The following is a 22,070-nucleotide window of genomic DNA, read 5'->3' on the forward strand; positions in this document are numbered from 1 at the left end:
TTGGCGACCTTGACGTGCAGGTCGAGGAAGACCGGCGTACCCAGGAGCGCCTCGATCTGCTTGCGGGACTTGATGCCGACGTCCTTCAGGCGCTTGCCTTTGGGGCCGATGATGATGCCCTTCTGGCTGGGACGCTCGATGTAGACGTTGGCGTGGATGTCCAGCAGCGGCTTGTCCGCCGGGCGGTCCTCGCGCGGGAGCATCTCCTCGACGACCACCGCGATGGAGTGCGGCAGCTCGTCCCGCACGCCTTCCAGCGCGGCCTCGCGGATCAGCTCGGCGATCATGACCTGCTCGGGCTCGTCGGTGAGGTCGCCCTCGGGATAGAGCGCCGGGCCCTCGGGCAGGAGCGGGATCAGGAGGTCGGCCAGCAGGCTCACCTGCTTGTCCCCCACCGCCGACACCGGCACGATCTCCGCCCACTCGATGCCCAGTTCCCTGCCCAGCTGGTCGATCGCGATCAGCTGCTCGGCGAGGGTCTTCGAGTCCACGAGGTCGGTCTTGGTGACGATCGCGACCTTCGGGGTCTTCTTGATCCCCGCCAGTTCCTTGGCGATGAACCGGTCGCCCGGGCCGATCTTCTCGTTCGCCGGGAGGCAGAAGCCGATCACGTCCACCTCGGCCCAGGTGGTGCGTACGACGTCGTTGAGCCGCTCGCCGAGCAGCGTGCGCGGTTTGTGCAGCCCCGGGGTGTCGACCAGGATGAGCTGGGCGTCCTCCCGGTGCACGATGCCCCGCACGGTGTGCCGCGTCGTCTGCGGCTGGTTCGCGGTGATCGCCACCTTCTGCCCCACCAGAGCGTTGGTGAGGGTGGACTTGCCCGCGTTCGGGCGGCCCACGAAGCAGGCGAAGCCGGCGCGGTGGACGGCCTCGGCCGACTGCTCGGATGACTGGGTACGCACGCTCATGCCGTTCATTGTCCCTGATCCACGACCCCCCGCCGCACCGTGAGGTTTCGGTAACCCTCAGGCAATGAAACGTCACGGAAACACACCCGTACACGGCCGGAAACGCGCGCCGGTGACCCTCTGACGCAGCCCCCACCTCGTTGGAGACGCCCGTGACCCTCGCCGCCGCACCCCAGGTGAACACCGTGAACACCGGCGACACCGCCTGGCTCCTCGCCGCGACCGCCCTCGTCCTGCTGATGACGCCGGGCCTCGCCCTGTTCTACGGCGGCATGGTCCGCACGAAGAGCGTCCTCAACATGCTGATGATGAGCTTCGTGTCGATCGCCCTGGTCACCGTGGTCTGGCTGGCCGCCGGCTACTCCCTCGCCTTCGGGAACGACGCGTTCGGCGGGCTGATCGGCGGGCTCGGCCACGCCGGGATGCGCGGCCTCGGCCCGGGCAGCGTCCACGGCACGGTCCCCACCCTCCTCTTCGCCACCTTCCAGCTGACCTTCGCGATCATCACCGCCGCCCTGATCAGCGGTGCGGTGGCCGACCGGACGAACTTCTCGGCGTGGCTGGTCCTCGTCCCCGTCTGGGCCCTCGTCGTATACGTCCCCGTCACCCACTGGGTCTGGGGCCCCGGCGGCTGGATCGCGAACAGGCTCGGCGCGCTCGACTTCGCGGGCGGTCTGCCGGTCGAGATCACCTCCGGTGCCTCCGGTCTCGCCCTGTGCCTGGTCCTCGGGCCCCGGCTCGGGTTCAAGAGGGACGCCATGCGCCCGCACAACCTGCCCATGGTGATGCTCGGCGCGGGTCTGCTCTGGTTCGGCTGGTTCGGCTTCAACGCGGGCAGCGCGCTCGGCGCGAACGGCCTCGCCGCGGCCGCCTTCCTCAACACCATGGCCGCCGGCTGCACCGGCCTGCTGGGCTGGCTCTTCGTGGAACACCGGCGCGACGGCCACCCGACCACCCTCGGCGCCGCCTCCGGCGCGGTGGCCGGTCTCGTCGCGATCACACCCTCCTGCGGCACGGTCTCCCTGCTCGGCGCCCTCGTCGTGGGCCTGGCCGCGGGCGTCGTCTGCTCCTCCGCGGTGAGCTGGAAGTTCCGGCTGGACTACGACGACTCCCTCGACGTCGTCGGCGTCCACCTGGTCGGCGGCGTCATCGGCACGCTCCTGATCGGCCTGTTCGCCGACAAGGCGATGACCGGCGGCGCCGAGGGCCTCCTCTACGGCGGCGGGCTCGCCCCGCTCGGCAGGCAGCTGCTCGCCGTGGTGGTCGTCGCGGTGTACGCCTTCGCGGTGACGTACGGGCTCGGCAAGCTGCTCGACAGGGCGATGGGCCTGCGGGCCAGCGAGGAGCAGGAGCACACCGGCCTGGACCTTACGGTGCATGCGGAGACGGCATACGATCACGGCGTCCTGGGCCACGGCGCCCCGGTCAGCGCGTCCGTCGTCCCCTCCGCCCAGAAGGTCGAGCGCCAGGCATGAAGCTCATCACCGCCATCGTCAAGCCGTACCGCCTCGACGAGGTCAAGACCGCCCTGCAGGAGCTGGGCGTGCACGGTCTGACCGTCACCGAGGCGAGCGGCTACGGCCGGCAGCGCGGCCACACCGAGGTGTACCGGGGCGCGGAGTACCGGGTCGACCTGGTGCCGAAGGCGCGTATCGAGGTCGTGGTGGAGGACGCGGACGCCGACGCCGTGATCGACGCGGTCGTCAGGGCCGCGCGGACGGGGAAGATCGGGGACGGGAAGGTGTGGTCCGTGCCGGTCGAGACCGTCGTACGGGTGCGGACCGGCGAACACGGCCCCGACGCGCTCTGACCAGCAGCACCCCGGCCGCCACGCCCACGAGGAACACCAGCGCCGCGGCGAGCCACGGCAGCGCGAGGAACGAGGCGCTCGCCGACTGCCGGGTGCCCGGCGCGCTCGCGGTCAACGTCACGTCGCCCCAGTCGAGTTGGGGCGCCCCGTCCCAGGGCTCGGTGAGCCGTACCGTCTGCCCCGGCAGCAGCTCGGAGGGGACCCGGGTGAGGGTGCGGTCGAGCAGCGTACGGCCGAACAGCCCGTGTGCCGTCAGCTCCACCTTCGGGTCGAGGGTGACGTTGCCGGTGTTGCGCAGGGTGTAGGAGACGGTCGCCGTACCGGCGCCGAGGCCCGGGATCAGCGGCTGGTGACGGCTGATCCGCACGTGTTCCACGGACACGGCGGGCAGCGTGGGCCCGCCGACCCGGAGATAGACGCGGGCGCCGACGGCCTGCCGCACACCGAGGGCGAGGGAGCCGCTGCCGCGGTCCACGTTCCCCCACTCTCGGCTTCGCTCGAGCGGGGGGACCCCCATGTCGAGCGCGACGATCGCGCCGGGGTGGTCGCCGGGCTCGGCCCCGTCGGGCACGCGCAGGGTGAACGGCACGGTGACGGTCCGGTGCCCCGGCACGGTGATCCGGGAGCCGGCCGGTCTCGCCCAGGCGCCCACCCCGTGCATCCGCTCCGCCGGGCCGCGGACCGCGAATCCGCCGTCGCGCGCGGTGTTGTACGCGTCGGCCGCGTAGAGGCGGAAGGTGAGCGGCGCGCCGGTCTTGTTCTGGACGGCGACCTTGTCGGTGAGGGTCTGGCCCGGCTCCGCGGAGAGGTAGAAGTACGGGCGCGCGGCGGCCTTGGAGGCGACCGGGTAGACGGACCAGCTGCCGTTGTCGGCTGCGTGTGCGGGCGTGGCCTGCGCGGTGAGCAGGAGGCCGAGGAGGCTCAGGAGGAGGACGTACGGCTTGCGCATGGGTGCGGACCCCTACGGGCGGGAGACGGAGGGACGGGCGGGTGCGGACGCCCGCACGCTCAGGTGAGCGTCAGCGTGAGCACGCCGGAGTACGCGCCCGGAGGCGTGAACGCCGGTACGTCCAGGGAGAGTCCGGCGTCGACGGTGAACTCACCGCCGGTGAGCGTGCCGTTCGGGGTCTGCGCGAGGGTCGCCCCCGAGCCGCCCACGGCGCCCGCCGAACCCGCCTTGCAGGTGCTGGGGCTGCCCGCCTTGGTCGCACAGGCGGGAGTCCAGCTCAGTCTGCCGGCGTCGATCTTCGCGCCGGGTCCGCTGAAGTCGGTGACCCTGGCGGTGAGGGACCAGCCGGCCGGTCCGCCGCGGAAGTCCTTGACGGTGACGGTCTGGAGCTTGCCGGTGGAGGCCCCGCCCTGGCCGAAGTCGACCGCCGCCAGCGCGACGGAGTCCCCGGCCTGGGACATGGCCAGCGTGCCCGGCTTCACGCTGGTCGTCAGCTTCTGGCTGCCCGGCGGGACGGGCGTGGTGTCGTTGACGACGTAGGCGGCGGGCCCGGCGCCCGTGTCCGCGCTCCAGGAGCCGCCCTCGTACGCGACGATCCCCGTCGTCGTCCTGTCGTTGACGACGAGGGACCCGCTGAAGGAGCCCTGCGCGTTCGCGGTCACGGTGGCCGTGTCGGCCGTCTGCCGGTCCCCGGCCCGCCCGGCGAGGGTGACGCTCGCACCCGGCGTGAAGTTGCCGCCGGTGACGGTGACGCCGGCGCCCGGGTCGCCGGAGGCCGAACTCAGCGAAATGGTACGGGTGTTGGCCGGAGTGCCGCTGGTCGCCGTGACGGTCTCGGAGACCGGGGCGGGCGGGGTGGTGACCGTGCAGGGGGTGTCCAGCTCCATGATGTAGCTGGTGTGGATGTTGTAGTCGCCCGGCGAGAGGGTGATCCGGCCCGGCTTGGTGACGGTGAACGTGCCGGTCATGGAGAAGGACGGGAACGCGGCCTTCCCGGGGACCGGCGGGTTCTTCTTCGGCCCGGCGACCGTCACGTCCCCCGTCTGCGCACCGCCGAGGGTGACCTTCCCGGTCGGGGTCATGATGTCGGCGGGCAGGGCGAGTTCGGTGGGGTTGGCCGCGGCGGCCGTGACCACGGTGTACGTGACGGTGACGGTGTCGCCGACCTTCGGGCTGGTGTTGTCCACCGAGACACCGGCGGTGGTCGTGCCGTCGATCGGCGGCAGGCCCGCGACGGCGGGCGGGATGCAGTGCGTGGCGAAGTCCACGTTCGTACCGGCGGCACCGGCCGGACACGCCAGCGCACCGCCCGCGGTGACCGCGAGGGCGGTCGCCCCGAACAGTGTGATCCAGCGCCGTCGCAGGGATCTTCGTGAGCTTGGGGGTGTGGCACCCATGGGCCCCCTCCTGAGGGTTGCGGGCGCAGCGGCTCGGCTGCGCCGACAGGGGGCATTGATGTGGAGCCGGGGTGAGAAGTCAATGGAGATGCCGCAGAAATCTGACGGATCATCAGCTTCTGCGGCATCCATGGGATTTCCGGCCCGAACCGGAACAGATCGCTCAGGCCGGCCCGGTTCGGCCGTTCGCGGGCGTCAGTCGAAGACGAAGGGACCGGGGGACTGCGGGCCGTTCGCCGTACAGGTCACGGTGACCCCGAAGATCACCATCTTCAGCGTGCCGCCATTGGCGTCCAGGCTGTCACCGGAGGCGACGGTGCCGGGCAGCGGGCCGACGCTGACCGAGTCGCCGGCGCTCATGGCGGGGTTCTTGGTCCCGCTGAAGACGACCGAGCCGCCGCCGGACTTGGCCATGGTGAGGGTGGAGGAGATGGAGTCCGCCGCCACGGCGACCGGCGCCGTGATCGCGGAGGAACTGAGGGAGATGGTGGCCGAGGTGCCGCTCTGGGTGGCGGTCAGCGTCGCCGATCCGCCGCCGAAGACGCCGCAGCTCGCGGTGATGGTCGCCGTCTGTGGGGTGACGGCGGCCGCGGAGGGGGCGAAGGCGAGACCGGTGACCGCGAGGGCCCCGGCGGCCAGTGCCGCACCCATTGCCGTGCGCTTGCCTCTCATGGAGATCCGCTTCCCTTCCCTGGTGGGGAGTGCCAAGTGGGGGGACCGACGGACAAGAGGCCTGAGCAGGCGGGTGCGGGCGCGCTGCAGGGCGGTGCGGATCTGACGGTCCGTCGGAAAGTTACGGCTCCATTGATGCGCAGGGGCAGGAACCGAACAAGGTTGAATTCCAGCCGACCTTTCGTTCGGCGGCCGTCGCCCGCATCGGCACCAGGACAGAGCCGTGGTCAGCCCGCGGAGACGGTGCTCCGGACGGTTCCGTCCGGCCCGGCGAGCAGGACCGGGGTCTGCGGCCCGCCGAGGTCGGACACGGCGTCCAGGTCCTGTGCCGGCACGGACTCCGCCTCGCTCACCACGGCCGCCGCCTCCAGGGACGTCGCCCCGGAGGCCACCGCCATGGCGACGGCCGTACGCAACGCGCTCAGCCGCAGCGACGCGAGCTCCACCGACCCGGCGACATACGTCCGCCCGGTCTCGTCCCGTACGGCGGCCCCCTCGGGCACACCGTTGCGGGCCCGCGCGGAACGGGCCAGGGTCACGATCTTGCGGTCCTCGGGATCAAGCGCGCTGCTCTCGGTCATGCCCCTAGCTTAGAGATCCACGCGCCGGCGGCACCGCCCGGGAGACCGAGTCCGCCTGCCGGGCGGGCGGCGCTACCCCAGCCACCCCCGCAGCAGTTCCTCCCGCTCCGGCCCGCGGGGGGATCCCCCCTCCCACGCGCGGCCCCACTGCGACATCGCCGCCAGCGTCGTCTCCATCGTCGCGGCGCCCTCCGTGAGACGGGCCAGAAGGGCCTGGGAGATGTCGGCCTCGCTCCGGGCGTAGCCGACGGCCGCGGCGACGTGGGCGGGCAGCTGGTGCTCGCCGTCGGACGCCTCCACACGGACTGTCATGAGCGGCGGGGCGTCGTCCCCCCAGGCCGAGCCGAGGGGCGTGGCCAGCTCCAGCACCGTGTTCAGCGCCAGGTCCTTGACCGCGTTCACCTGCCGCAGCAGCGACTTCACGGGAACGTCCGCCACCGTCAGGGCGCGCACGTCCTCCCACAGGTGGAGGCCGGACCGCCCGTCGCCGAGCGCCACCACGCCCTCGGGGGTCAGCCGCACCCCGGGAGCCAGGCCGGCCGGCTTCGCGCCCACGTACAAGCGATCCAGAACAGGCCGACCATGGCCACGGGTTGCCCACTTCCCCCGAACGATCAGATCCTCCCCCGCAGCGCGCGCGGGAGTCCGGAAGTTCCCGTACCCGACCGGGCTCAGTCCAGGGTCTGCACGATCCCGCTGCGCGCGGCTGTGTGCAGCACGCGCCCGCGCGCGCCGTTGACCAGCGGCAGGAAGGGCGCGACGTGCCCGCACTCGACGTCGGCGACGATCGGCACCCCGAGCGGGCCGAGCGCGTCGAGCACGGCCTCGTGCTGGGTGAGGGTGCGGCTGTCGGGGGCGTGGGTGCGGCCGACGAGGACGGCGGCGGCGCGGTCGAAGAAGCCGGCGAGACGCAGGCCGTGCAGCTGGCGGCAGATGGTGAACGCGTTGCCCTCGCAGGCCTCGACGTAGACCAGCGACGGCGCGTTTCCGGCGAACCGCGAGGTGTCGAGGTACGGGCTGCCGGTGAGCGGGCCGAGGGTCTCGATGCAGCCGCCGATCAGCCGCCCCTCGACATCGACGTCGCCGCTGCCGTCGAGCCGGGTCCAGGTGCCCTCGGCGTCCAGCGTGAACTCCCGTACCTCCGGGTGTCGTTGCCAGTCGTCGTACCCCCCGGACCGGTACCGCCCGGGCGGGGTCTGGGTGAACGGCTCGCCCTGCGGCGCGGCCACGATGTCGAGCCAGGACCGCAGCCCCTCGGGCACCCGGTACGGCGTGTCCATGAGGTTGCCGCCGTGCACGGTCGCGACCCCGGTGAGCAGGGTCAGCGGGGTGATCACGGTCGACATGTCCGAGTAGCCGACGACCCAGGTCGGCTCGGCCCGCCCGATCGCCTCGAAGTCGAGCAGCGGCAGCAGGTCGATCGCGGTCTCCCCGCCCCACGGAGGCACCACGGCCCGGATCGTCGGGTCGGTCAGCATGCCGGTGAGCTCGGCGGCGCGCTCGGCGGCCGGGGCGCTGACGTGTGTCGAGCCGTCCATGCACCGCCCGACCACCACCTCGTACCCACGCGCCTCGATCTCCCGGACCGCGACGTCGAGCCGCCCCCGAAGTTCCTTGGCCACTCCGCTGGACGGAGAGGTCACACCGACACGGTCACCGGGGCGCAGGGGGCGCGGGTATCGAACAGTCATGGGCCCGATCCTTCCGGCGCCCGGCGGGGCCGGCAACGCGATTACGGCCGGTCCAGCCGCAGCCGCTCCGCTCGTGGCAGGCTCGCGACGACCAGGTCGTAGGAGTCCTCGATCAGCTCCCGGAGCAGCCGCGGCGGCAGTCCGCCGTCCACCGTCACGGTGTTCCAGTGGCGCTTGTTCATGTGCCAGCCGGGGACGATCAGGCCCTCGTGCTCGACGCGCAGCCGGACGGCGTCCTCCGGGTCGCACTTGAGGTTGACCGTCAGGGGCCGCCCGGCGAGGTGCGTCAGGGCGAACATCTTGCCCAGCACCTTGAAGACCGAGGTCTCCGGGTTGAACGGGAAGTCCTCCACGGCCGCGTTGAAGGACAGGCAGAAGGCGCGCAGTTCCTCGGGGGTCACCCGGCTCCCTCCTCCGTGGCCCGCCCGCCCTTCCCGGAGGGTTCGACCAGGACCGTGACGATCTTGTTGCGGCGGCCGGCGGCGGCTTCCGCCGTGAGCTTCAGGCGGCGCTCGTCGGGCAGTTCGACCTCGGCGGACGCGCCCGCGATGGGCACGCGGCCGAGGGCCTTGGCGAGGAGTCCGCCGACCGTCTCCACGTCCTCGTCGTCGTACTCGTCCAGCCCGTACAGCTCGCCGAGGTCGGTGATGTCGAGGCGGGCGGTGACCCGGTAGCGGTCGTCGCCGAGCTCCTCGACGGGCGGCAGTTCGCGGTCGTACTCGTCGGTGATCTCGCCGACGATCTCCTCCAGGATGTCCTCGATGGTGACGATGCCGGCGGTGCCGCCGTACTCGTCGATGACGACGGCGACGTGATTGCGGTCCTTCTGCATCTCGCGCAGCAGGTCACCGGCGTTCTTCGTGTCGGGCACGAAGACGGCGGGCCGCATCGCGGTCGACACGACGTCGTTCTCGGACTCGCGGTTGATGTGCGTCTTGCGGACCAGGTCCTTCAGGTACACGACCCCGACGATGTCGTCCTCGCTCTCGCCGGTGACCGGGATCCGGGAGAAGCCCGAGCGGAGCGCCAGCGTCAGCGCCTGGCGGATGGTCTTGAAGCGCTCGATGGTGATCAGGTCGGTCCTCGGCACCATCACCTCGCGCACGAGCGTGTCTCCGAGCTCGAAGACCGAGTGCACCATCCGGCGCTCCTCGTCCTCGATCAGCGACTCCTGCTCGGCGAGGTCGACCAGCGCGCGCAGCTCCGCCTCGGAGGCGAACGGGCCGCGCCTGAAGCCCTTGCCCGGGGTGAGGGCGTTGCCGATGAGGATGAGGAGGTACGGGATCGGGCCCATCACGCGCGCGAGCGGCAGCAACACGTAGGCCGCCGCCGTCGCGGTGTTGAGGGGGTGCTGGCGGCCGATGGTGCGCGGCGACACGCCGACCGCGACGTACGACACCAGCACCATGACCCCGATGGCGACCAGCAGGGCCTCCCAGGTGGCGGTGAACTCCTTCAGGCAGGCGTACGTCACCAGGGCCGCGGCCGCCATCTCGCAGGCGACGCGGACCAGCAGGGCCACGTTCAGATAGCGGGTGGGGTCGGCGGCGACCTGGGCGAGCCCGGCGCTGCCGCGCCGGCCGGCCTTGACGGCCTCCTCGGCGCGGAAGCCGGAGACGCGCGCGAGGCCCGCCTCCGCGCAGGCGGCGAGCCAGGCGACGACGACCAGCGCGATCGCGCCGATCACGATCTGCGGGGACACGGGAGACGACCGATCCGCTTACGAGACCGTGGGCGCCGGGGACGGGCCGGTCAGGCCCTGCTCGCCGCGCCATCCGTCGACAATGGCGGCCTGCAGCCCGAACATCTCGGCCTTCTCGTCGGGCTCCTCGTGGTCGTACCCGAGCAGGTGCAGCACGCCGTGGACGGTGAGCAGCTGGAGCTCCTCGTCCATGGAGTGCTGCGTCGGAGCCTCGGCCCCCTGCTTGGCGGCGACCTCCGGGCACAGCACGATGTCGCCGAGCAGGCCCTGCGGCGGCTCGTCGTCGTCCTTCGACGGCGGCCGCAGCTCGTCCATCGGGAACGACATGACATCGGTCGGCCCGGGCAGGTCCATCCACTGGATGTGCAGTTGCTCCATGGCGTCGGCGTCCACGACGATCACCGAGAGCTCGGAGAGCGGGTGGATGCGCATCCGTGCGAGTGCGTAGCGGGCGATGTCGAGGATCGCCTGCTCGTCGACCTCGGTTCCGGACTCGTTGTTGACGTCGATCGACATGGTCGTGCTGGTCTACTTCCCCTTGGAGCCCTTGGCACCGGACTTGCCGTGGCCGCCCTTGTGGGTGCCGTTCTCGGTGCCGTGCTTGCTGTCGTACAACTCGTACGCGTCGACGATACGGCCCACCAGCTTGTGCCGTACGACATCGTGGGACGACAGCCGGGAGAAGTGGACGTCCTCGACGCCCTCCAGGATGTCCTGCACCTGCCGCAGACCGGACTTCGTGCCGTTCGGCAGGTCGACCTGCGTCACGTCACCGGTGATGACGATCTTCGAGTCGAAGCCGAGCCGGGTGAGGAACATCTTCATCTGCTCGGGGCTCGTGTTCTGGGCCTCGTCCAGGATGATGAAGGCGTCGTTGAGCGTGCGGCCGCGCATGTAGGCGAGCGGCGCGACCTCGATCGTCCCGGCCGCCATCAGCCGCGGGATCGAATCCGGGTCGAGCATGTCGTGCAGCGCGTCGTAGAGCGGGCGCAGGTACGGGTCGATCTTCTCGTAGAGCGTGCCGGGCAGGAAGCCCAGCCGCTCGCCGGCCTCGACCGCGGGACGGGTGAGGATGATGCGGTTGACCTGCTTGGACTGGAGGGCCTGGACGGCCTTGGCCATGGCCAGGTAGGTCTTTCCGGTACCGGCGGGGCCGATGCCGAAGACGATCGTGTGCTGGTCGATCGCGTCGACGTACCGCTTCTGGTTGAGGGTCTTCGGGCGGATCGTGCGGCCTCGCGAGGACAGGATGTTCTGCGTCAGCACCTGGGCCGGGGTCTCCGGGCCGTCGCTCGTCCCGTTCTCGCTCGCCTTCAGCATGGCGATCGAGCGTTCCACTGCGTCCTCCGTCATCGGCTGCCCGGTGCGGAGCACCAGCATCATCTCGTCGAACACGCGCGAAATGAGGGCGACGTCGTCCGCATCGCCGACCGCGCTGATCTCATTGCCCCGGACATGGATGTCGGCCGCCGGGAAGGCCCTCTCTATGACGCGCAGGAGGGAGTCGCCAGAACCCAGCACGGTCACCATGGGGTGCTGGGCGGGGACGGTGAACTGCGCTCTCGCCTGCTCCTGCGCGGGGGTGGTGTGAGCTGTGGATGTCTGTGTCATGGGCCGGCGCTGAAGGCCTGCGCTTCCTCCTCGTCACGGCCGCCTGGCTGAGGGCGGCCTCGCGACTCCAGAGTACGACGGGGGGCTGACAACACCGTAGGACTTTTCCCGGACCTCCATGACCCGCCCGTCAGCCCGAGCGCCGGAACCCGATCGTCGGCACCGCCCGCCGCAGCGGCCACGGCCGGTCCAGCTCCTCCGGGACGAGCCCGTCGAGGAAGGCGTACCGCCGCAGGGCCGCCGGGTCCTGCCCGGGAAGGGCCTGCACCCGGCGCCACCACGCCCCGATCTCGGACCACCCCGGCGCCGACAGGGACCCCCCGAACTCCTGCACCGACAGGGCCGCCGTCAGCCCCGCGAACGCCAGCCGGTCGGCCAGCGGCCAGCCCGCGAGGGACCCGGTCACGAAGCCGGCGACGAACACGTCCCCCGCCCCGGTCGGGTCCAGCGCCTCCACGGCGATCGCGGGCACCTCCGCCGCCTCCCCCGTCCGCCGGTCCACCGCGTACGCCCCCTCCGAGCCCAGCGTCACGACGGCCACCGGCACGTACGCGGTCAGCGCGTGGGCGGCCACGCGGGGGCAGCCGGCCCCGGTGTAGCGCTTCGCCTCCTCCGCGTTCGGCAGGAACGCCTCGCAGTGCTCCAGGTCGGCCAGGCTCGACAGATCCCAGGCCCCGGTGTCGTCCCAGCCGACGTCGGCGAAGATCCGGGTGCCCTCGCGGGCGGCCTGCGCGATCCAGGGCGCGCGCGTGCCCGGCGTCAGCGACGCCACGGCGGCACGCGCGCGGGGCGGTCGGTCCGGCGTGCCCTCCCGGAGGAACGCGGCCCCGGAGGGCGGCTCGTGCCCGTGGGACACCATCGTCCGCTCGCCCTCGTACGCCATCGACACCGTCACCGGCGAGTGCCAGCCGGGCACGGTCCGCGAGGCCGTGAGGTCGATGCCCTCGCCCTGTGCCAGCGCGTCCCAGCAGTACTCGCCGTAGTGGTCGTCGCCGAAGGCCGCCGCGAGGGAGGTCCGCAGGCCGAGCCGGGCCAGGGCGGTGGCCATGTTGGCGACCCCGCCGGGGCTGGAGCCCATGCCCCGGGCCCAGGACTCGGTGCCGCGCACGGGCGCCGTGTCCAGGCCGGTGAAGATGATGTCGAGGAAGACCGTGCCGGTCAGGTAGACGTCCCAGGGCGGGTCGCCGGGTGCGCGCAGCGCGGCGAGCGGGTCGACGTCGGCCCGTCGGCTCCCGGCCCGGGTGAGGTGGTCCGGTTCCTCTGCGGCGATGGCGTGCGAGGGGGTCACGGTGCGCTCCCTGACGTGGTGCGGGTCTGGCCAGTGTGCACCAGGGAGCGCTCCGCACGAGGGGCATACGGGGGGATATGCGCGGGGTGTGTACGGGGTGTGCGCGCGGTATGCCCCGGGTTACCAGCGCGGCATCACCGGCTGCCGCCACCCGGGCTCGCCGGTCCGCATCGCCGCCGCGTCGTCGCGGTCGCGCAGCGTGCCGTCGTCCTCGGTCCACCTGCGGTGCAGCCGCTCCAGTTCGTCGCGGTCGAGGGTGACGCCGAGGCCCGGCGCGTCGGTCACGGCGACCCGGCCGCCGTCGAAGGCGACCCGCTCGGTGAGGACGTCCTCGGACTGCCAGGGGTAGTGGGTGTCGCAGGCGTGGTGGAGGTTCGGGACGGTGGCGGCGACCTGGGTCATCGCGGCGAGGCTGATGCCGAGGTGGGTGTTGGAGTGCATGGACACCCCGACCCCGAACGCGGCGCAGATCGCGGCGAGTTCACGGGTGCCCCGCAGCCCGCCCCAGTAGTGGTGGTCGGAGAGGACCACCTGGACGGCGTCCTTCGTGAACGCCTCCTTGATCTCCCCGAAGGTGGTCACGCACATGTTGGTCGCGAGCGGCACCTGCGTGCCCGCCGAGACCTGCGCCATGGCCGGGGTGCCCAGCGTCGGGTCCTCCAGGTATTCGAGGACGTCGCCGAGTTCCTTCGCCACCTTCAGCGAGGTCTCCACGGACCAGGCGCCGTTGGGGTCGAGGCGCAGCGGGTGCCCGGGGAAGGCCTCGGCGAGGGCGCGGACGGCCGCGATCTCCTCGTCGGGCGGGAAGACACCGCCCTTGAGCTTGAAGGAGGTGAAGCCGTAGCGGTCCTTGAACGTCCGCGCCTGCGCCACGACTCCGGCCGGGTCGAGGGCGGCGCCCCAGTCGTCGGGCTCGGCGGTGACGCCCGCCGGGTGGCCGGCCCACTTGTAGAACAGGTAGGCGCTGTACTCGACGGAGTCGCGCAGCCTGCCGCCGAGCAGCGCGTGCACGGGCAGGCCGAGCGCCCTGCCCTGGGCGTCGAGGCAGGCGACCTCGAAGGCGGAGAGCACGGACAGCCGCAGTTTGTCGGCGCTCTGCACGCCGCGCAGCCCGCCCGCGTCGACCTGCCCCTGGACCCGGGACGCGTCCACGCCGAGGTCGAGCGCGAACAGCCCGTTCACATCCATGACCGATCGCCCGGTGAGCCGCTCGGCCAACGGGCGGGCGATCTCCAGGTACTTGGTGTCGCCGTAGGTCTCGCCGAGCCCGGTGATCCCGTCGGCGGTGACGATCTCCACGATCAGCCGGGGGGTGTACGGCTGGTGCACGCCCTGGGTGTTGAGCAGCGGCGCGTCGGCCACCAGGATCGGCGTCAGGCGCACCTCGGCGATGGTCAGGTCACGGGTCGGTGCGGTCGTCGCGGTCGTCACAGGGCGGCTCCTACGAGGTCGAGTCCGGTGGTGAGCAGGGCCTTGAGGCCGGCGAGGTCGGCGGGCGCGGGGTCGGCGAGCGGGGCGCGCACGGGTCCGACGCGCTGTCCGCGCAGCCGGGCCGCCGCCTTCACCAGGGACACGGCGTACCCGGGCGCGCGGTCGCGCAGTTCGACGAGGGGGACGTAGAACTCCCGCAGCAGTTCGTCCATGGTCCCCCGGTCGCCGTCGCCGAGCGCCGTGAAGAAGGCGCCGGCGATCTCGGGGGCGAAGGCGTGCACGGCGGAGGAGTAGGCGGGGACTCCGACGGCGGCGTAGGCGCGGGCCTGGATCTCGGCGGTGGCGGCGCCGTTGAAGAAGAGGAAGCCGTCGGGGGCGGCGAGGGTGAGGCGCTGGAGCCGGTCGAGGTCGCTGTGGCCGTCCTTGAGTCCGATGACGTTCGGGATGCCCGCGATGCGCCGCAACGCCTCGATGCCGTAGGCGACTTGGCCGCGCTGGTAGGCGATCAGGGGCAGCCGGGTGCGGGCGGCGAGCCGCTCCAGCTGGGCGGCGAGGCCGGACTGCGGGGCCTCGACGAGGTAGTGGGGCAGGGTGAGCAGGGCGTCGGCGCCGGCCTCCTCGGCGATCCGCGCGAACCGGGCGGCCTGCGCCCAGCCGTACCCGGTCCCGGCCACCACGGGCACCTGCCCGGCCGCCTCCTCCACGGTGATCGAGACGACCGTCCGGTACTCCTCCTCGTCCAGCGAGAAGAACTCCCCGGTGCCGCAGGCGGGGAAGACGGCGCCGGGACCGGTGGCGAGCCGGCCGGCGACATGGGCGCGGAAGCCGTCGGGGTCGAGGGAGCCGTCGTCGTGGAAGGCGGTGAGCGGGAAGGACAGCACACCCCGTGTCATGCCCTCCCGCAAGCGCCGCGCCACATGCTGCGGACTCGGGTCGCCATCCACCGTGAGCATCTCCTCTTCTGAATATTGTCCATATATGAGAACAGCTGTCGAAGATTCCGACTACCCCCACCAGCACCCTGCAAACCGGAAAGTGACTCGGATCACCCGACCCCGCCTTCTTCAAGCCCCGCCCGCTTGATACAACTTGCTCGCCTCCCCCTCTCCCCCTGTCGAGCCACGGCTCCTCACGCATGCCCTGGAAACGCCCGTGCCCGCCCCCCGCACCCTGCCCTGGCCCCTCGTCGCCCTCTTCACGGCCGGCTATCTCGCCCCCTACCTGCTGCCGACCACCGTCGGCCGACTCGGCAGCGGGCTTCCGCTGACCGCCACCCAGGCCGGGGCCATCGGCAGTGCCCTGCTGCTGAGTTCGGCGACGGCGGGCTTCCTGCTCGCGTCCCGGGTGGACCGGATCGGCGCCCGCACCCTGGCCCGCGCCGGCCTCGCGCTCGTCGTCCTCGGCTACGGCGGCGCCGCCCTCGCCGGCGTCGTACCGGTCGTCGTCGCGGGCGCGGTCCTCGGCGGCCTCGGCTCGGGCACGGTCACGGCGGTCGCCGCGAGCGGCATCGCCGCCCAGAGAGACCCGCACCGGGTCACGACGCTCGGCCTGCTCGGCGTCTCGGCGCTCGCCGGGGCCCTGTACCTGGCCATCCCCCGGCTCGGACCCGGGCACGGCTCGCCGCTGGCCGCGATCGCGCTCACCGCGCTCGCCGTCTGGCCGCTCACCGGCCGGCTGTCCGGCCCCACGACACCGGCCCGTACGGCCGCCGTTCCGCACGGCCGGCTTCCGCACCTGCGCGCGGGTCTGCTGCTGGCCGCCGCCCTGACCTGCTGGTCCCTCGCCCAGAACTCCCTGTGGGGGGTCAGCGGCCGGATCGGGCTCGTCCAGGCGCACCTCACCGAGGTGGGCGTCGGCGCGGTGTTCGCGGTCGCGCTCGGCGCCGGGCTGCTCGGGGTGCTGGGCGCGGGCGTGCTCGGCTCCCGGCTGGGCCGCGCGCTGCCCATCGGGGCCGGTACGGCCCTGATCGCCGGGTGCATCGCGCTGAGCGCGTCGGCCCGGGACCTGTCCGCCTTCGCGGCCGGCGAGATCTCCTGGAACCTGCTCTACCCGGTGGTCCTGTCGTACGTCCTCGGCCTCGCCGCCTCCCTCGACCCGCGCGGCCGCTGGGCGGTCCTGGTCGGCTCGGCCTCCTCGCTGGGCACGGCGGCGGGCCCGCTGGCCGGGAGCGTGCTGGCGTCGGGGGTGGGCTTCCCGGTCATGGGCGACGTGCTGGCCGCCGGGCTGCTGCTGATCGCCGTCCCGATGACGGCGGTGGCGCTGCGCACGGGCAGGCGCCCCCTGCCGGTGACGGACCTGCCCGTCGTGGAACTCCCGGTGGAGACGCCAGCCCTCTCCGCACAGCGGGCTTACGACACCGCGTCGCCCGCGAACTCGTAGGCGTCGACCTCGGCCAGGCAGCGCGCCCGCCGCTCCTCGTCGTCCTCCAGGAAGGAGGCGAGGAAGGAGTTGCGGGCCAGTTCGCGCAGCCGGTCCTCGGTCAGGCCGAGGGTGTGGTGCACGGCCGCGAAGTTGTCGCCCGCGTAGCCGCCGAAGTAGGCCGGGTCGTCGGAGTTGACCGTGCACACGAGGCCGGCGTCGAGCATGGCCGGCAGCGGGTGGTCGGCGAGCGTGTCGACCGTCCGCAGCCGGACGTTGGACAGCGGGCACAGGGTCAGCGGGATCCGCTCCCGGACCAGCCGCTCGACCAGCGCCGGGTCCTCCATGCAGCGCAGCCCGTGGTCGACGCGTTCGACGCCGAGCGCGTCCAGGGCCTCGGTGATGTACGCCGGCGGCCCCTCCTCACCGGCGTGCGCCACGCGCCGCAGCCCGAGCGCGGCGGCGGCCTCGTACACCTCGCGGAACTTCACCGGCGGATGCCCGACCTCGGCGGAGTCGAGCCCGACACCGGTGATCCGGTCCAGGTACGGCCGCGCCGCGTCGAGCGTCCGCAGGGCCGACTCGGCGGACTCGTCACGCAGGAAGCAGAGGATGAGCCGGGTGGAGATCCCGTGGTTCTCCTCGCTGCTGCCGAGCGCCCGCCACAGCCCCTCCACGACGGTGCCCATGGACACGCCCCGGGCGAGGTGGGCCTGCGGGTCGAAGAAGATCTCCGCGTGCCGGACGCCCTGCGCGGCGGCGCGGGCGAGGTAGGCGTTCGCCAGGTCCGCGAAGTCCTGTTCGGTGCGCAGGACGGCCATCAGCTCGTAGTACAGGTTCAGGAAGGACTGGAGGTCCTCGAAGTCGTACGCCTTGCGCAGCTCGTCGGTGTCCGCGTACGGCAGGGTCACGCCATTGCGGGCGGCCAGCTCGAACGCCAGCTCCGGCTCCAGGGTGCCTTCGATGTGGAGGTGCAGTTCTGCTTTCGGGAGGGGCATCGACGTATCGTACGGGGGCTCTACCGCTGTTTCGCGTCAGCGCCGCTTCGGCACCGGCACGCGCAGCAGATCGTGCGCCACGGTCAGTTCGCCCTCGAAACCGGCGGCCCGCGCCTGCCGCTCGAACTCCTCCGGCTCGGCGTAGCGCTGGCTGAAGTGGGTCAGGACGAGGTGCCGCACGCCCGCGTCCCGGGCGACGGCGGCGGCCTGCCCGGCGGTCAGGTGACCGTGTTCCACGGCGAGTGCGGCGTCCTCGTCCAGGAAGGTCGACTCGATCACGAGCAGGTCGCAGCCCTCCGCGAGCGCGTGCACGCCGTCGCAGAGCCGGGTGTCCATGACGAAGGCGAACCGCTGTCCGCGCCGTACCTCGCTGACGTCCTCCAGCCTGACGTCCCCGATCCGCCCCTCGCGCTGCAGCCGGCCGACGTCCGGCCCCTTGACGCCGTGCATGGCGAGCCGGTCGGGCAGCATCCGGCGGCCGTCGGGCTCGATGAGGCGGTAGCCGTAGGACTCGACCGGGTGGGACAGTCTGCGGGCCTCCAGGGTGTACGACGAGGTCACCGCGAGGATGCCGTCGGCGGCGACGGGCGCCTCGGTGATGCCGACCGTCTCCCGGTAGGCCGTCGCGTACCGCAGCCGGTCGAAGAAGCGCTGGCCGGAGCGCGGGTAGTGCGCGGTGACCTCGTGCGGCACCTGGTCGAGGTTGATCCGCTGGATCACGCCGGCGAGGCCGAGGCAGTGGTCGCCGTGGAAGTGTGTGACGCAGACGCGGTTCAGGTCGTGGGCGGCGACCCCGGCGCGCACCATCTGGCGCTGTGTGCCCTCGCCGGGGTCGAACAGGATGCCCGTGCCGTCCCAGCGCAGCAGGTAGCCGTTGTGGTTGCGGTGCCGGGTCGGGACCTGGCTGGCGGTGCCGAGGACCACCAGTTCACGTACGGACACGATGAGTTACCCGGGGGGCCATTCCAGGCCGCGGCCGCCGAGGACGTGGGCGTGGGCGTGGAAGACGGTCTGGCCGGCGCCGGAGCCGGTGTTGAAGACGGTGCGGTAGCTCTCCAGCTTTTCCTCCTCGGCGACCTCGCCGATGGTGCGGAGGACGTCGGCCGCGCTCCGCGGGTCGCCCGCGCCGAGCGACGCCGCGTCCGGGTAGTGGACCTTGGGGATCACCAGGATGTGGGTCGGCGCCTGGGGGTTTATGTCCCGGAAGGCGACGGTGGTGTCCGTCTCGCGGACGATCGTCGCCGGGACGTGTCCCGCGACGATCTTGCAGAACAGGCAGTCGTCCTGCGGTTCGCCGGCCATACGCGTGCGCTCGCTTTCGCCAGTGATCGATACGGGGGCCAATCGTAGTCGTTCGGGTGCGGCCCGGTGGGGGCCGTTCGCGCCCCCGCGGCGGAGCCGCACATCGATACGGCCCCGCGCCCCTAAGTCGGCAGCCCCGGGGGCGTCTTCGCGGGTGCCGCTTCCAAGGCCTCGAGCGCCAGCCCGATCGCCGCGTCGAGCTGCGCGTCCGTGCCCGATGCCCAGTCCTGGGGACGCTGGACGACCTCCACGTCCGGGTCCACGCCGTGGTTCTCCACGTCCCAGCCCAGGCCCTCCAGCCAGATCGCGTACTTCGGCTGGGTGACCAGGGTGCCGTCGAGCAGGTGGTAGCGGCTGTCGATGCCGATGACGCCGCCCCAGGTGCGGGTGCCGACGACCGGGCCGATGCCGAGGGCCCTGATCGCCCCGTTGACGATGTCGCCGTCGGAGCCGGAGAACTCGTTGGCGACGGCGACGACCGGACCGCGCGGGGCGTCGACGGGGTAGCTGGTGGGGCGCATGCCGCGCGGGACGTCCCAGCCGATGACGCGGCGGGCGAGTTTCTCGACCACGAGCTGGGAGGTGTGGCCGCCGCGGTTCTCGCGGACGTCGACCACCAGGCCCTCACGGGCGACCTCGACACGCAGGTCGCGGTGGATCTGGGCCCAGCCGGGGGCCTGCATGTCGGGGACGTGGAGGTAGCCGAGGCGGCCGGCGGAGGCCGCGTGGACGTGGGCGCGGCGGCCGGTGACCCAGGCGTGGTAGCGCAGGGGTTCCTCGTCGGCGAGGGGGACGACGACCGTGTGCCGGGGTTCGCCGCCGCCCGCCGGGGAGACGGTCAGCTCGACCGGGCGGCCCGCCGTGCCGACGAGGAGCGGGCCCGGTCCCGTCACCGGGTCGACCGGGTGGCCGGCGACCGCGATGATCGCGTCGCCGGGGCGGACCGCGACGCCGGGCGCGGCGAGCGGGGAGCGGGCGTCCGGGTCGGAGGTCTCCGACGGCAGGATGCGGTCGATGCGCCAACTGCCGTCCTCGTGGCGGGAGATGTCGGCGCCGAGCAGTCCGTGCCGGGCGCCGCCGCGGCCGCCGGCGGGGATGACGTAGGCGTGCGAGGTGCCGAGTTCGCCCTGCACCTCCCAGAGCAGGTCGGTCAGGTCGCTGTGGGTGGCGAGGCGGGCCAGCAGGGGGCGGTAGCGGGAGAGGACGGCCGTCCAGTCGGTGCCGCCCAGGTCGGGGCGCCAGAAGTGGTCGCGCATGAGGCGGCCGGTCTCGTCGTACATCTGGCGCCACTCGGCGACCGGGTCGAGGGTCTGCCGGACCCGGGCGAGGTCGACGGTGACGCTGGTGTCGCCGTCGTCGTCGGTGCCGGTGCGGCGGTCGCCCGGCACGACGCGCAGCCGCTCGTCGCTCCACAGCAGGACGCGTTTGCCGTCGCCGCTGACCTCGAAGTGGTCGGCGTCGGAGGCCAGTTGCTCCAGGCGCCGCTGGGCGAGGTCGTAGCGCTCCAGCTCGGTGTGCGGGTCGGGGTCCTCCGGGTGGGCGCGGGCGGAGCCGAGGACACCGTGCACGGGGTGGCGCAGCCACAGGACGCCGTCCTTGGCCGCGCGGAGGGTGGAGTAGCGCCCCGCCTCCACCGGGAAGGGCACGATGCGGTCGGCGAGGCCCTCCAGGTCGATGCGGGTGGCGGGGGTGCCCTCGCTGTCCGGGGTCTCGTCCTTGTCCGGGGTCTCGAAGGGGCGGCCGTGCCGCTGCGGGCCGAAGGGCGAGGGCGTGGTGGCCGCCAGGGTGATCAGGTGCGGGCGGGCGCCGACGACGAAGGCGAGGTCGAAGACGTGCTCGTCGTAGACCGGGTCGAAGGCGCGATTGGACAGGAACGCCAGGTGCTTGCCGTCGAGGGTGAAGGCGGGGGCGTAGTCCATGAAGCGCAGCGGGGTCGCCTCGGTGACCGAGAGGTCGGTGGTGTGGGCGAGGCGCAGCTGGGAGAGCGGGCGGGGGCCGGGGTGGGCCCAGGCGAGCCAGGCGGAGTCGGGTGAGAAGGCGAGGCCGCTGACCTCGCCGTCGTCGCTGTGGTCGACCTCGCGGACCTCGCCGGTCTCGCGCTCGACGAGCAGCAGCCGTCCGTCGTGCGCGGCGACGGCGGCACGGCTGCCGTCGGGGGCCATGGCCAGCTCCAGGACCCGGCCGAGCTGTCCGGCGGCGAGGCGGCGCGGGGTGGCGCCGGGCACGTTGCCGGTGGCGGGGGCGAACTCCAGGGCGTCGTCGCCCTCGGCGTCCGTCACCCAGACCACCCACTCCTCGCCGTCGGCGCGGAAGGTGCGGGGCAGCCGGGCGCGCACGCCGGGGGTGGCGGCGAGGGCGCGGGCGGGGCCGGAGCGGTGGGTGACCCAGTGGATCCCGCCGCGCACGCAGACGGCGCTGCCGCGCGCGGTGTGGTCGGGCGACGCCGCCCCGAACCAGCGGGCGGCGTCCACCGGGCGGGGGCGCAGGTCGACGCGGGGCCCGCCGAGGCGGACGTCCAGCCGGCGCGGCTCGGCGCCCTCCAGGTCGTCCAGGAGCCAGAGTTCACCGCCCGAGACGTAGACGACGCGGGTGCCGTCGCCGGCGGCGTGGCGGGCGTAGAAGCCCCCGACCGGGGTGTGGCGGCGCAGGTCGGAGCCGTCGGCGAGGGAGGAGTACAGGGCGCCGGTGCCCTCGTGGTCGGAGAGGAAGGCGAGCCGGTCGCCGGCCCAGACCGGGCACTCCAGGTTCCCGTCGAGCTCGGCATGCAGCCGGACGAACTCCCCGTTCCCCTCCCGGTCGATCCACAACCTGCCCGCCGTGCCGCCCCGGTAGCGCTTCCAGTACGCCGCCTCGCGGCCCATCTGCGCGGACAGCAGCACGGTGGCCGGGCCGGGCGCCACGTCGCCGACCGGGCCGTACGGCAGGGTCTCGGCGGGGCCGCCGTCCAGCGGGACGGCGTGCGCCCAGCTCTGGCGGAAGCTGGGGCGGCCCTGCGCGCTGAGCGCGAGGACCCGCCCGTCGGGGGTCCAGCCGCGCACCTCGGTACGGCGGTTGCCCCAGTACGTCAGCCGCTCGGCGGGGCCGCCGTCGACGGGGGCGACATGCACCTCGGGTGCGCCGTCCCGGGTGGAGGTCCAGGCGAGACGGCGTCCGTCCGGGGATATCCGGGGGTGGGTCACGGGCCGGTTGTCGGCGCTGACCCGCCAGGCGCGACCGCCGTCGACGGGGGCGAGCCATACGTCGTCCTCGGCGACGAAGGTCACCAAGTCGCCGTGCACATGGGGGAATCGGAGATAGCCGTCGGACGCCGAGGTTCCCGTCGTTCCCGTCGTTCCGGTCGTTCCCGTCGAAGCACCCTGAGTCACCCCGTCA

At 72.9% G+C, this 22,070-nt stretch carries 21 protein-coding genes; 3 read left to right on the forward strand and 18 right to left on the reverse strand.

The features are described from left to right. Positions 1-908, reverse strand: a 908-nt coding sequence (gene era, locus BIV23_RS33190; protein ID WP_071384864.1) for a GTPase Era, incomplete at its 3' end; no start/stop codon positions are given. A 152-nt stretch (positions 909-1,060) separates the two neighbouring features. On the opposite strand from era, the gene BIV23_RS33195 reads away from it, so the two are divergent. Next, positions 1,061-2,383, forward strand: a complete 1,323-nt coding sequence (locus BIV23_RS33195; protein ID WP_071384701.1) for an ammonium transporter — start codon at positions 1,061-1,063, stop codon at positions 2,381-2,383. After that, positions 2,380-2,718 (forward strand): P-II family nitrogen regulator, encoded by a 339-nt coding sequence (locus BIV23_RS33200; RefSeq protein WP_071384702.1) that lies wholly within the window; start codon positions 2,380-2,382, stop codon positions 2,716-2,718. Before BIV23_RS33195 ends, BIV23_RS33200 begins: the two co-directional genes overlap by 4 nt. On the opposite strand, the gene BIV23_RS33205 is transcribed toward BIV23_RS33200, so the two are convergent. The 13 genes from BIV23_RS33205 to BIV23_RS33265 form a co-directional block, all read right to left on the reverse strand. Continuing rightward, positions 2,612-3,667, reverse strand: a complete 1,056-nt coding sequence (locus BIV23_RS33205) for a WxL protein peptidoglycan domain-containing protein (protein ID WP_071384703.1) — start codon at positions 3,665-3,667, stop codon at positions 2,612-2,614. The genes BIV23_RS33200 and BIV23_RS33205 overlap by 107 nt on opposite strands. A gap of 59 nt (positions 3,668-3,726) precedes the next feature. Beyond that, positions 3,727-5,064, reverse strand: a complete 1,338-nt coding sequence (locus tag BIV23_RS33210) for a beta-xylosidase (RefSeq protein ID WP_071384704.1) — start codon at positions 5,062-5,064, stop codon at positions 3,727-3,729. Positions 5,065-5,259: 195 nt separating this feature from the next. Then, positions 5,260-5,736: a hypothetical protein gene (locus BIV23_RS33215; protein ID WP_071384705.1), complete on the reverse strand. Its 477-nt coding sequence runs from the start codon at positions 5,734-5,736 to the stop codon at positions 5,260-5,262. A 227-nt stretch (positions 5,737-5,963) separates the two neighbouring features. After that, the gene (locus BIV23_RS33220; RefSeq protein WP_071371047.1) at positions 5,964-6,317 is read right to left on the reverse strand and encodes a cytidine/deoxycytidylate deaminase family protein; all 354 of its coding nucleotides are present in this window, start codon (positions 6,315-6,317) and stop codon (positions 5,964-5,966) included. Positions 6,318-6,389: 72 nt separating this feature from the next. Continuing rightward, the gene (locus BIV23_RS33225) at positions 6,390-6,872 is read right to left on the reverse strand and encodes a hypothetical protein (RefSeq protein ID WP_079173571.1); all 483 of its coding nucleotides are present in this window, start codon (positions 6,870-6,872) and stop codon (positions 6,390-6,392) included. 116 nt (positions 6,873-6,988) lie between these two features. Further along, positions 6,989-8,008 carry a S66 family peptidase gene (locus BIV23_RS33230; protein ID WP_071384706.1) on the reverse strand — a complete coding sequence of 340 codons (1,020 nt, stop codon included), beginning with the start codon at positions 8,006-8,008 and terminating at the stop codon, positions 6,989-6,991. Between the two features lie 41 nt (positions 8,009-8,049). Beyond that, positions 8,050-8,409 carry an MmcQ/YjbR family DNA-binding protein gene (locus tag BIV23_RS33235; RefSeq protein ID WP_071384707.1) on the reverse strand — a complete coding sequence of 120 codons (360 nt, stop codon included), beginning with the start codon at positions 8,407-8,409 and terminating at the stop codon, positions 8,050-8,052. Continuing rightward, on the reverse strand, positions 8,406-9,710 hold the full coding sequence (locus tag BIV23_RS33240; protein WP_071384708.1) for a hemolysin family protein: 1,305 nt from the start codon (positions 9,708-9,710) through the stop codon (positions 8,406-8,408). Before BIV23_RS33240 ends, BIV23_RS33235 begins: the two co-directional genes overlap by 4 nt. An 18-nt stretch (positions 9,711-9,728) precedes the next feature. Further along, positions 9,729-10,226 carry an rRNA maturation RNase YbeY gene (ybeY, locus tag BIV23_RS33245; protein ID WP_071384709.1) on the reverse strand — a complete coding sequence of 166 codons (498 nt, stop codon included), beginning with the start codon at positions 10,224-10,226 and terminating at the stop codon, positions 9,729-9,731. A 12-nt stretch (positions 10,227-10,238) separates the two neighbouring features. Further along, the gene (locus BIV23_RS33250) at positions 10,239-11,321 is read right to left on the reverse strand and encodes a PhoH family protein (RefSeq protein WP_071384710.1); all 1,083 of its coding nucleotides are present in this window, start codon (positions 11,319-11,321) and stop codon (positions 10,239-10,241) included. A 130-nt stretch (positions 11,322-11,451) separates the two neighbouring features. Continuing rightward, on the reverse strand, positions 11,452-12,609 hold the full coding sequence (locus BIV23_RS33255; protein WP_071384711.1) for a carbohydrate kinase family protein: 1,158 nt from the start codon (positions 12,607-12,609) through the stop codon (positions 11,452-11,454). 120 nt (positions 12,610-12,729) lie between these two features. Next, positions 12,730-14,040, reverse strand: a complete 1,311-nt coding sequence (locus BIV23_RS33260) for a glucarate dehydratase family protein (protein WP_071384712.1) — start codon at positions 14,038-14,040, stop codon at positions 12,730-12,732. Further along, complete coding sequence (locus BIV23_RS33265; RefSeq protein WP_425443550.1) at positions 14,037-14,933, reverse strand: 5-dehydro-4-deoxyglucarate dehydratase; 897 nt, start codon at positions 14,931-14,933, stop codon at positions 14,037-14,039. Before BIV23_RS33265 ends, BIV23_RS33260 begins: the two co-directional genes overlap by 4 nt. Positions 14,934-15,192: 259 nt before the next feature. Here BIV23_RS33265 and BIV23_RS33270 point away from each other — a divergent pair, with 259 nt between their 5' ends. Next, positions 15,193-16,419: an MFS transporter gene (locus BIV23_RS33270; RefSeq protein WP_071384714.1), complete on the forward strand. Its 1,227-nt coding sequence runs from the start codon at positions 15,193-15,195 to the stop codon at positions 16,417-16,419. Here BIV23_RS33270 and BIV23_RS33275 read toward each other — a convergent pair. The 4 genes from BIV23_RS33275 to BIV23_RS33290 form a co-directional block, all read right to left on the reverse strand. Further along, positions 16,389-17,396 (reverse strand): adenosine deaminase, encoded by a 1,008-nt coding sequence (locus tag BIV23_RS33275; protein ID WP_071384715.1) that lies wholly within the window; start codon positions 17,394-17,396, stop codon positions 16,389-16,391. The two genes, BIV23_RS33270 and BIV23_RS33275, sit on opposite strands and share 31 nt — an antisense overlap. A 36-nt stretch (positions 17,397-17,432) precedes the next feature. Continuing rightward, a complete protein-coding gene (locus BIV23_RS33280; protein WP_071384716.1) occupies positions 17,433-18,338 on the reverse strand; it encodes a ribonuclease Z in 906 nt (301 codons plus the stop codon). A 6-nt stretch (positions 18,339-18,344) separates the two neighbouring features. Beyond that, on the reverse strand, positions 18,345-18,698 hold the full coding sequence (locus BIV23_RS33285) for a histidine triad nucleotide-binding protein (protein ID WP_071384717.1): 354 nt from the start codon (positions 18,696-18,698) through the stop codon (positions 18,345-18,347). A gap of 122 nt (positions 18,699-18,820) precedes the next feature. Beyond that, the gene (locus tag BIV23_RS33290) at positions 18,821-22,063 is read right to left on the reverse strand and encodes a S41 family peptidase (protein ID WP_483883313.1); all 3,243 of its coding nucleotides are present in this window, start codon (positions 22,061-22,063) and stop codon (positions 18,821-18,823) included. Positions 22,064-22,070: the final 7 nt, after the last annotated feature.

Origin of the sequence: Streptomyces monashensis, from assembly GCF_001866665.1 — a bacterium.
GTDB classification, from domain to species: Bacteria; Actinomycetota; Actinomycetes; order Streptomycetales; family Streptomycetaceae; genus Streptomyces; species Streptomyces monashensis.

Excerpts from the sequence above, each read along its gene's own strand:
- BIV23_RS33200 (WP_071384702.1), top strand. The coding sequence starts at position 2,380 with ATGAAGCTCATCACCGCCATCGTCAAGCCGTACCGCCTCGACGAGGTC.
- BIV23_RS33205 (WP_071384703.1), bottom strand. The coding sequence starts at position 3,667 with ATGCGCAAGCCGTACGTCCTCCTCCTGAGCCTCCTCGGCCTCCTGCTC.
- BIV23_RS33210 (WP_071384704.1), bottom strand. The coding sequence starts at position 5,064 with ATGGGTGCCACACCCCCAAGCTCACGAAGATCCCTGCGACGGCGCTGG.
- BIV23_RS33215 (WP_071384705.1), bottom strand. The coding sequence starts at position 5,736 with ATGAGAGGCAAGCGCACGGCAATGGGTGCGGCACTGGCCGCCGGGGCC.
- BIV23_RS33220 (WP_071371047.1), bottom strand. The coding sequence starts at position 6,317 with ATGACCGAGAGCAGCGCGCTTGATCCCGAGGACCGCAAGATCGTGACC.
- BIV23_RS33230 (WP_071384706.1), bottom strand. The coding sequence starts at position 8,008 with ATGACTGTTCGATACCCGCGCCCCCTGCGCCCCGGTGACCGTGTCGGT.
- ybeY (WP_071384709.1), bottom strand. The coding sequence starts at position 10,226 with ATGTCGATCGACGTCAACAACGAGTCCGGAACCGAGGTCGACGAGCAG.
- BIV23_RS33250 (WP_071384710.1), bottom strand. The coding sequence starts at position 11,321 with ATGACACAGACATCCACAGCTCACACCACCCCCGCGCAGGAGCAGGCG.
- BIV23_RS33265 (WP_425443550.1), bottom strand. The coding sequence starts at position 14,933 with ATGACACGGGGTGTGCTGTCCTTCCCGCTCACCGCCTTCCACGACGAC.
- BIV23_RS33275 (WP_071384715.1), bottom strand. The coding sequence starts at position 17,396 with ATGCCCCTCCCGAAAGCAGAACTGCACCTCCACATCGAAGGCACCCTG.
- BIV23_RS33285 (WP_071384717.1), bottom strand. The coding sequence starts at position 18,698 with ATGGCCGGCGAACCGCAGGACGACTGCCTGTTCTGCAAGATCGTCGCG.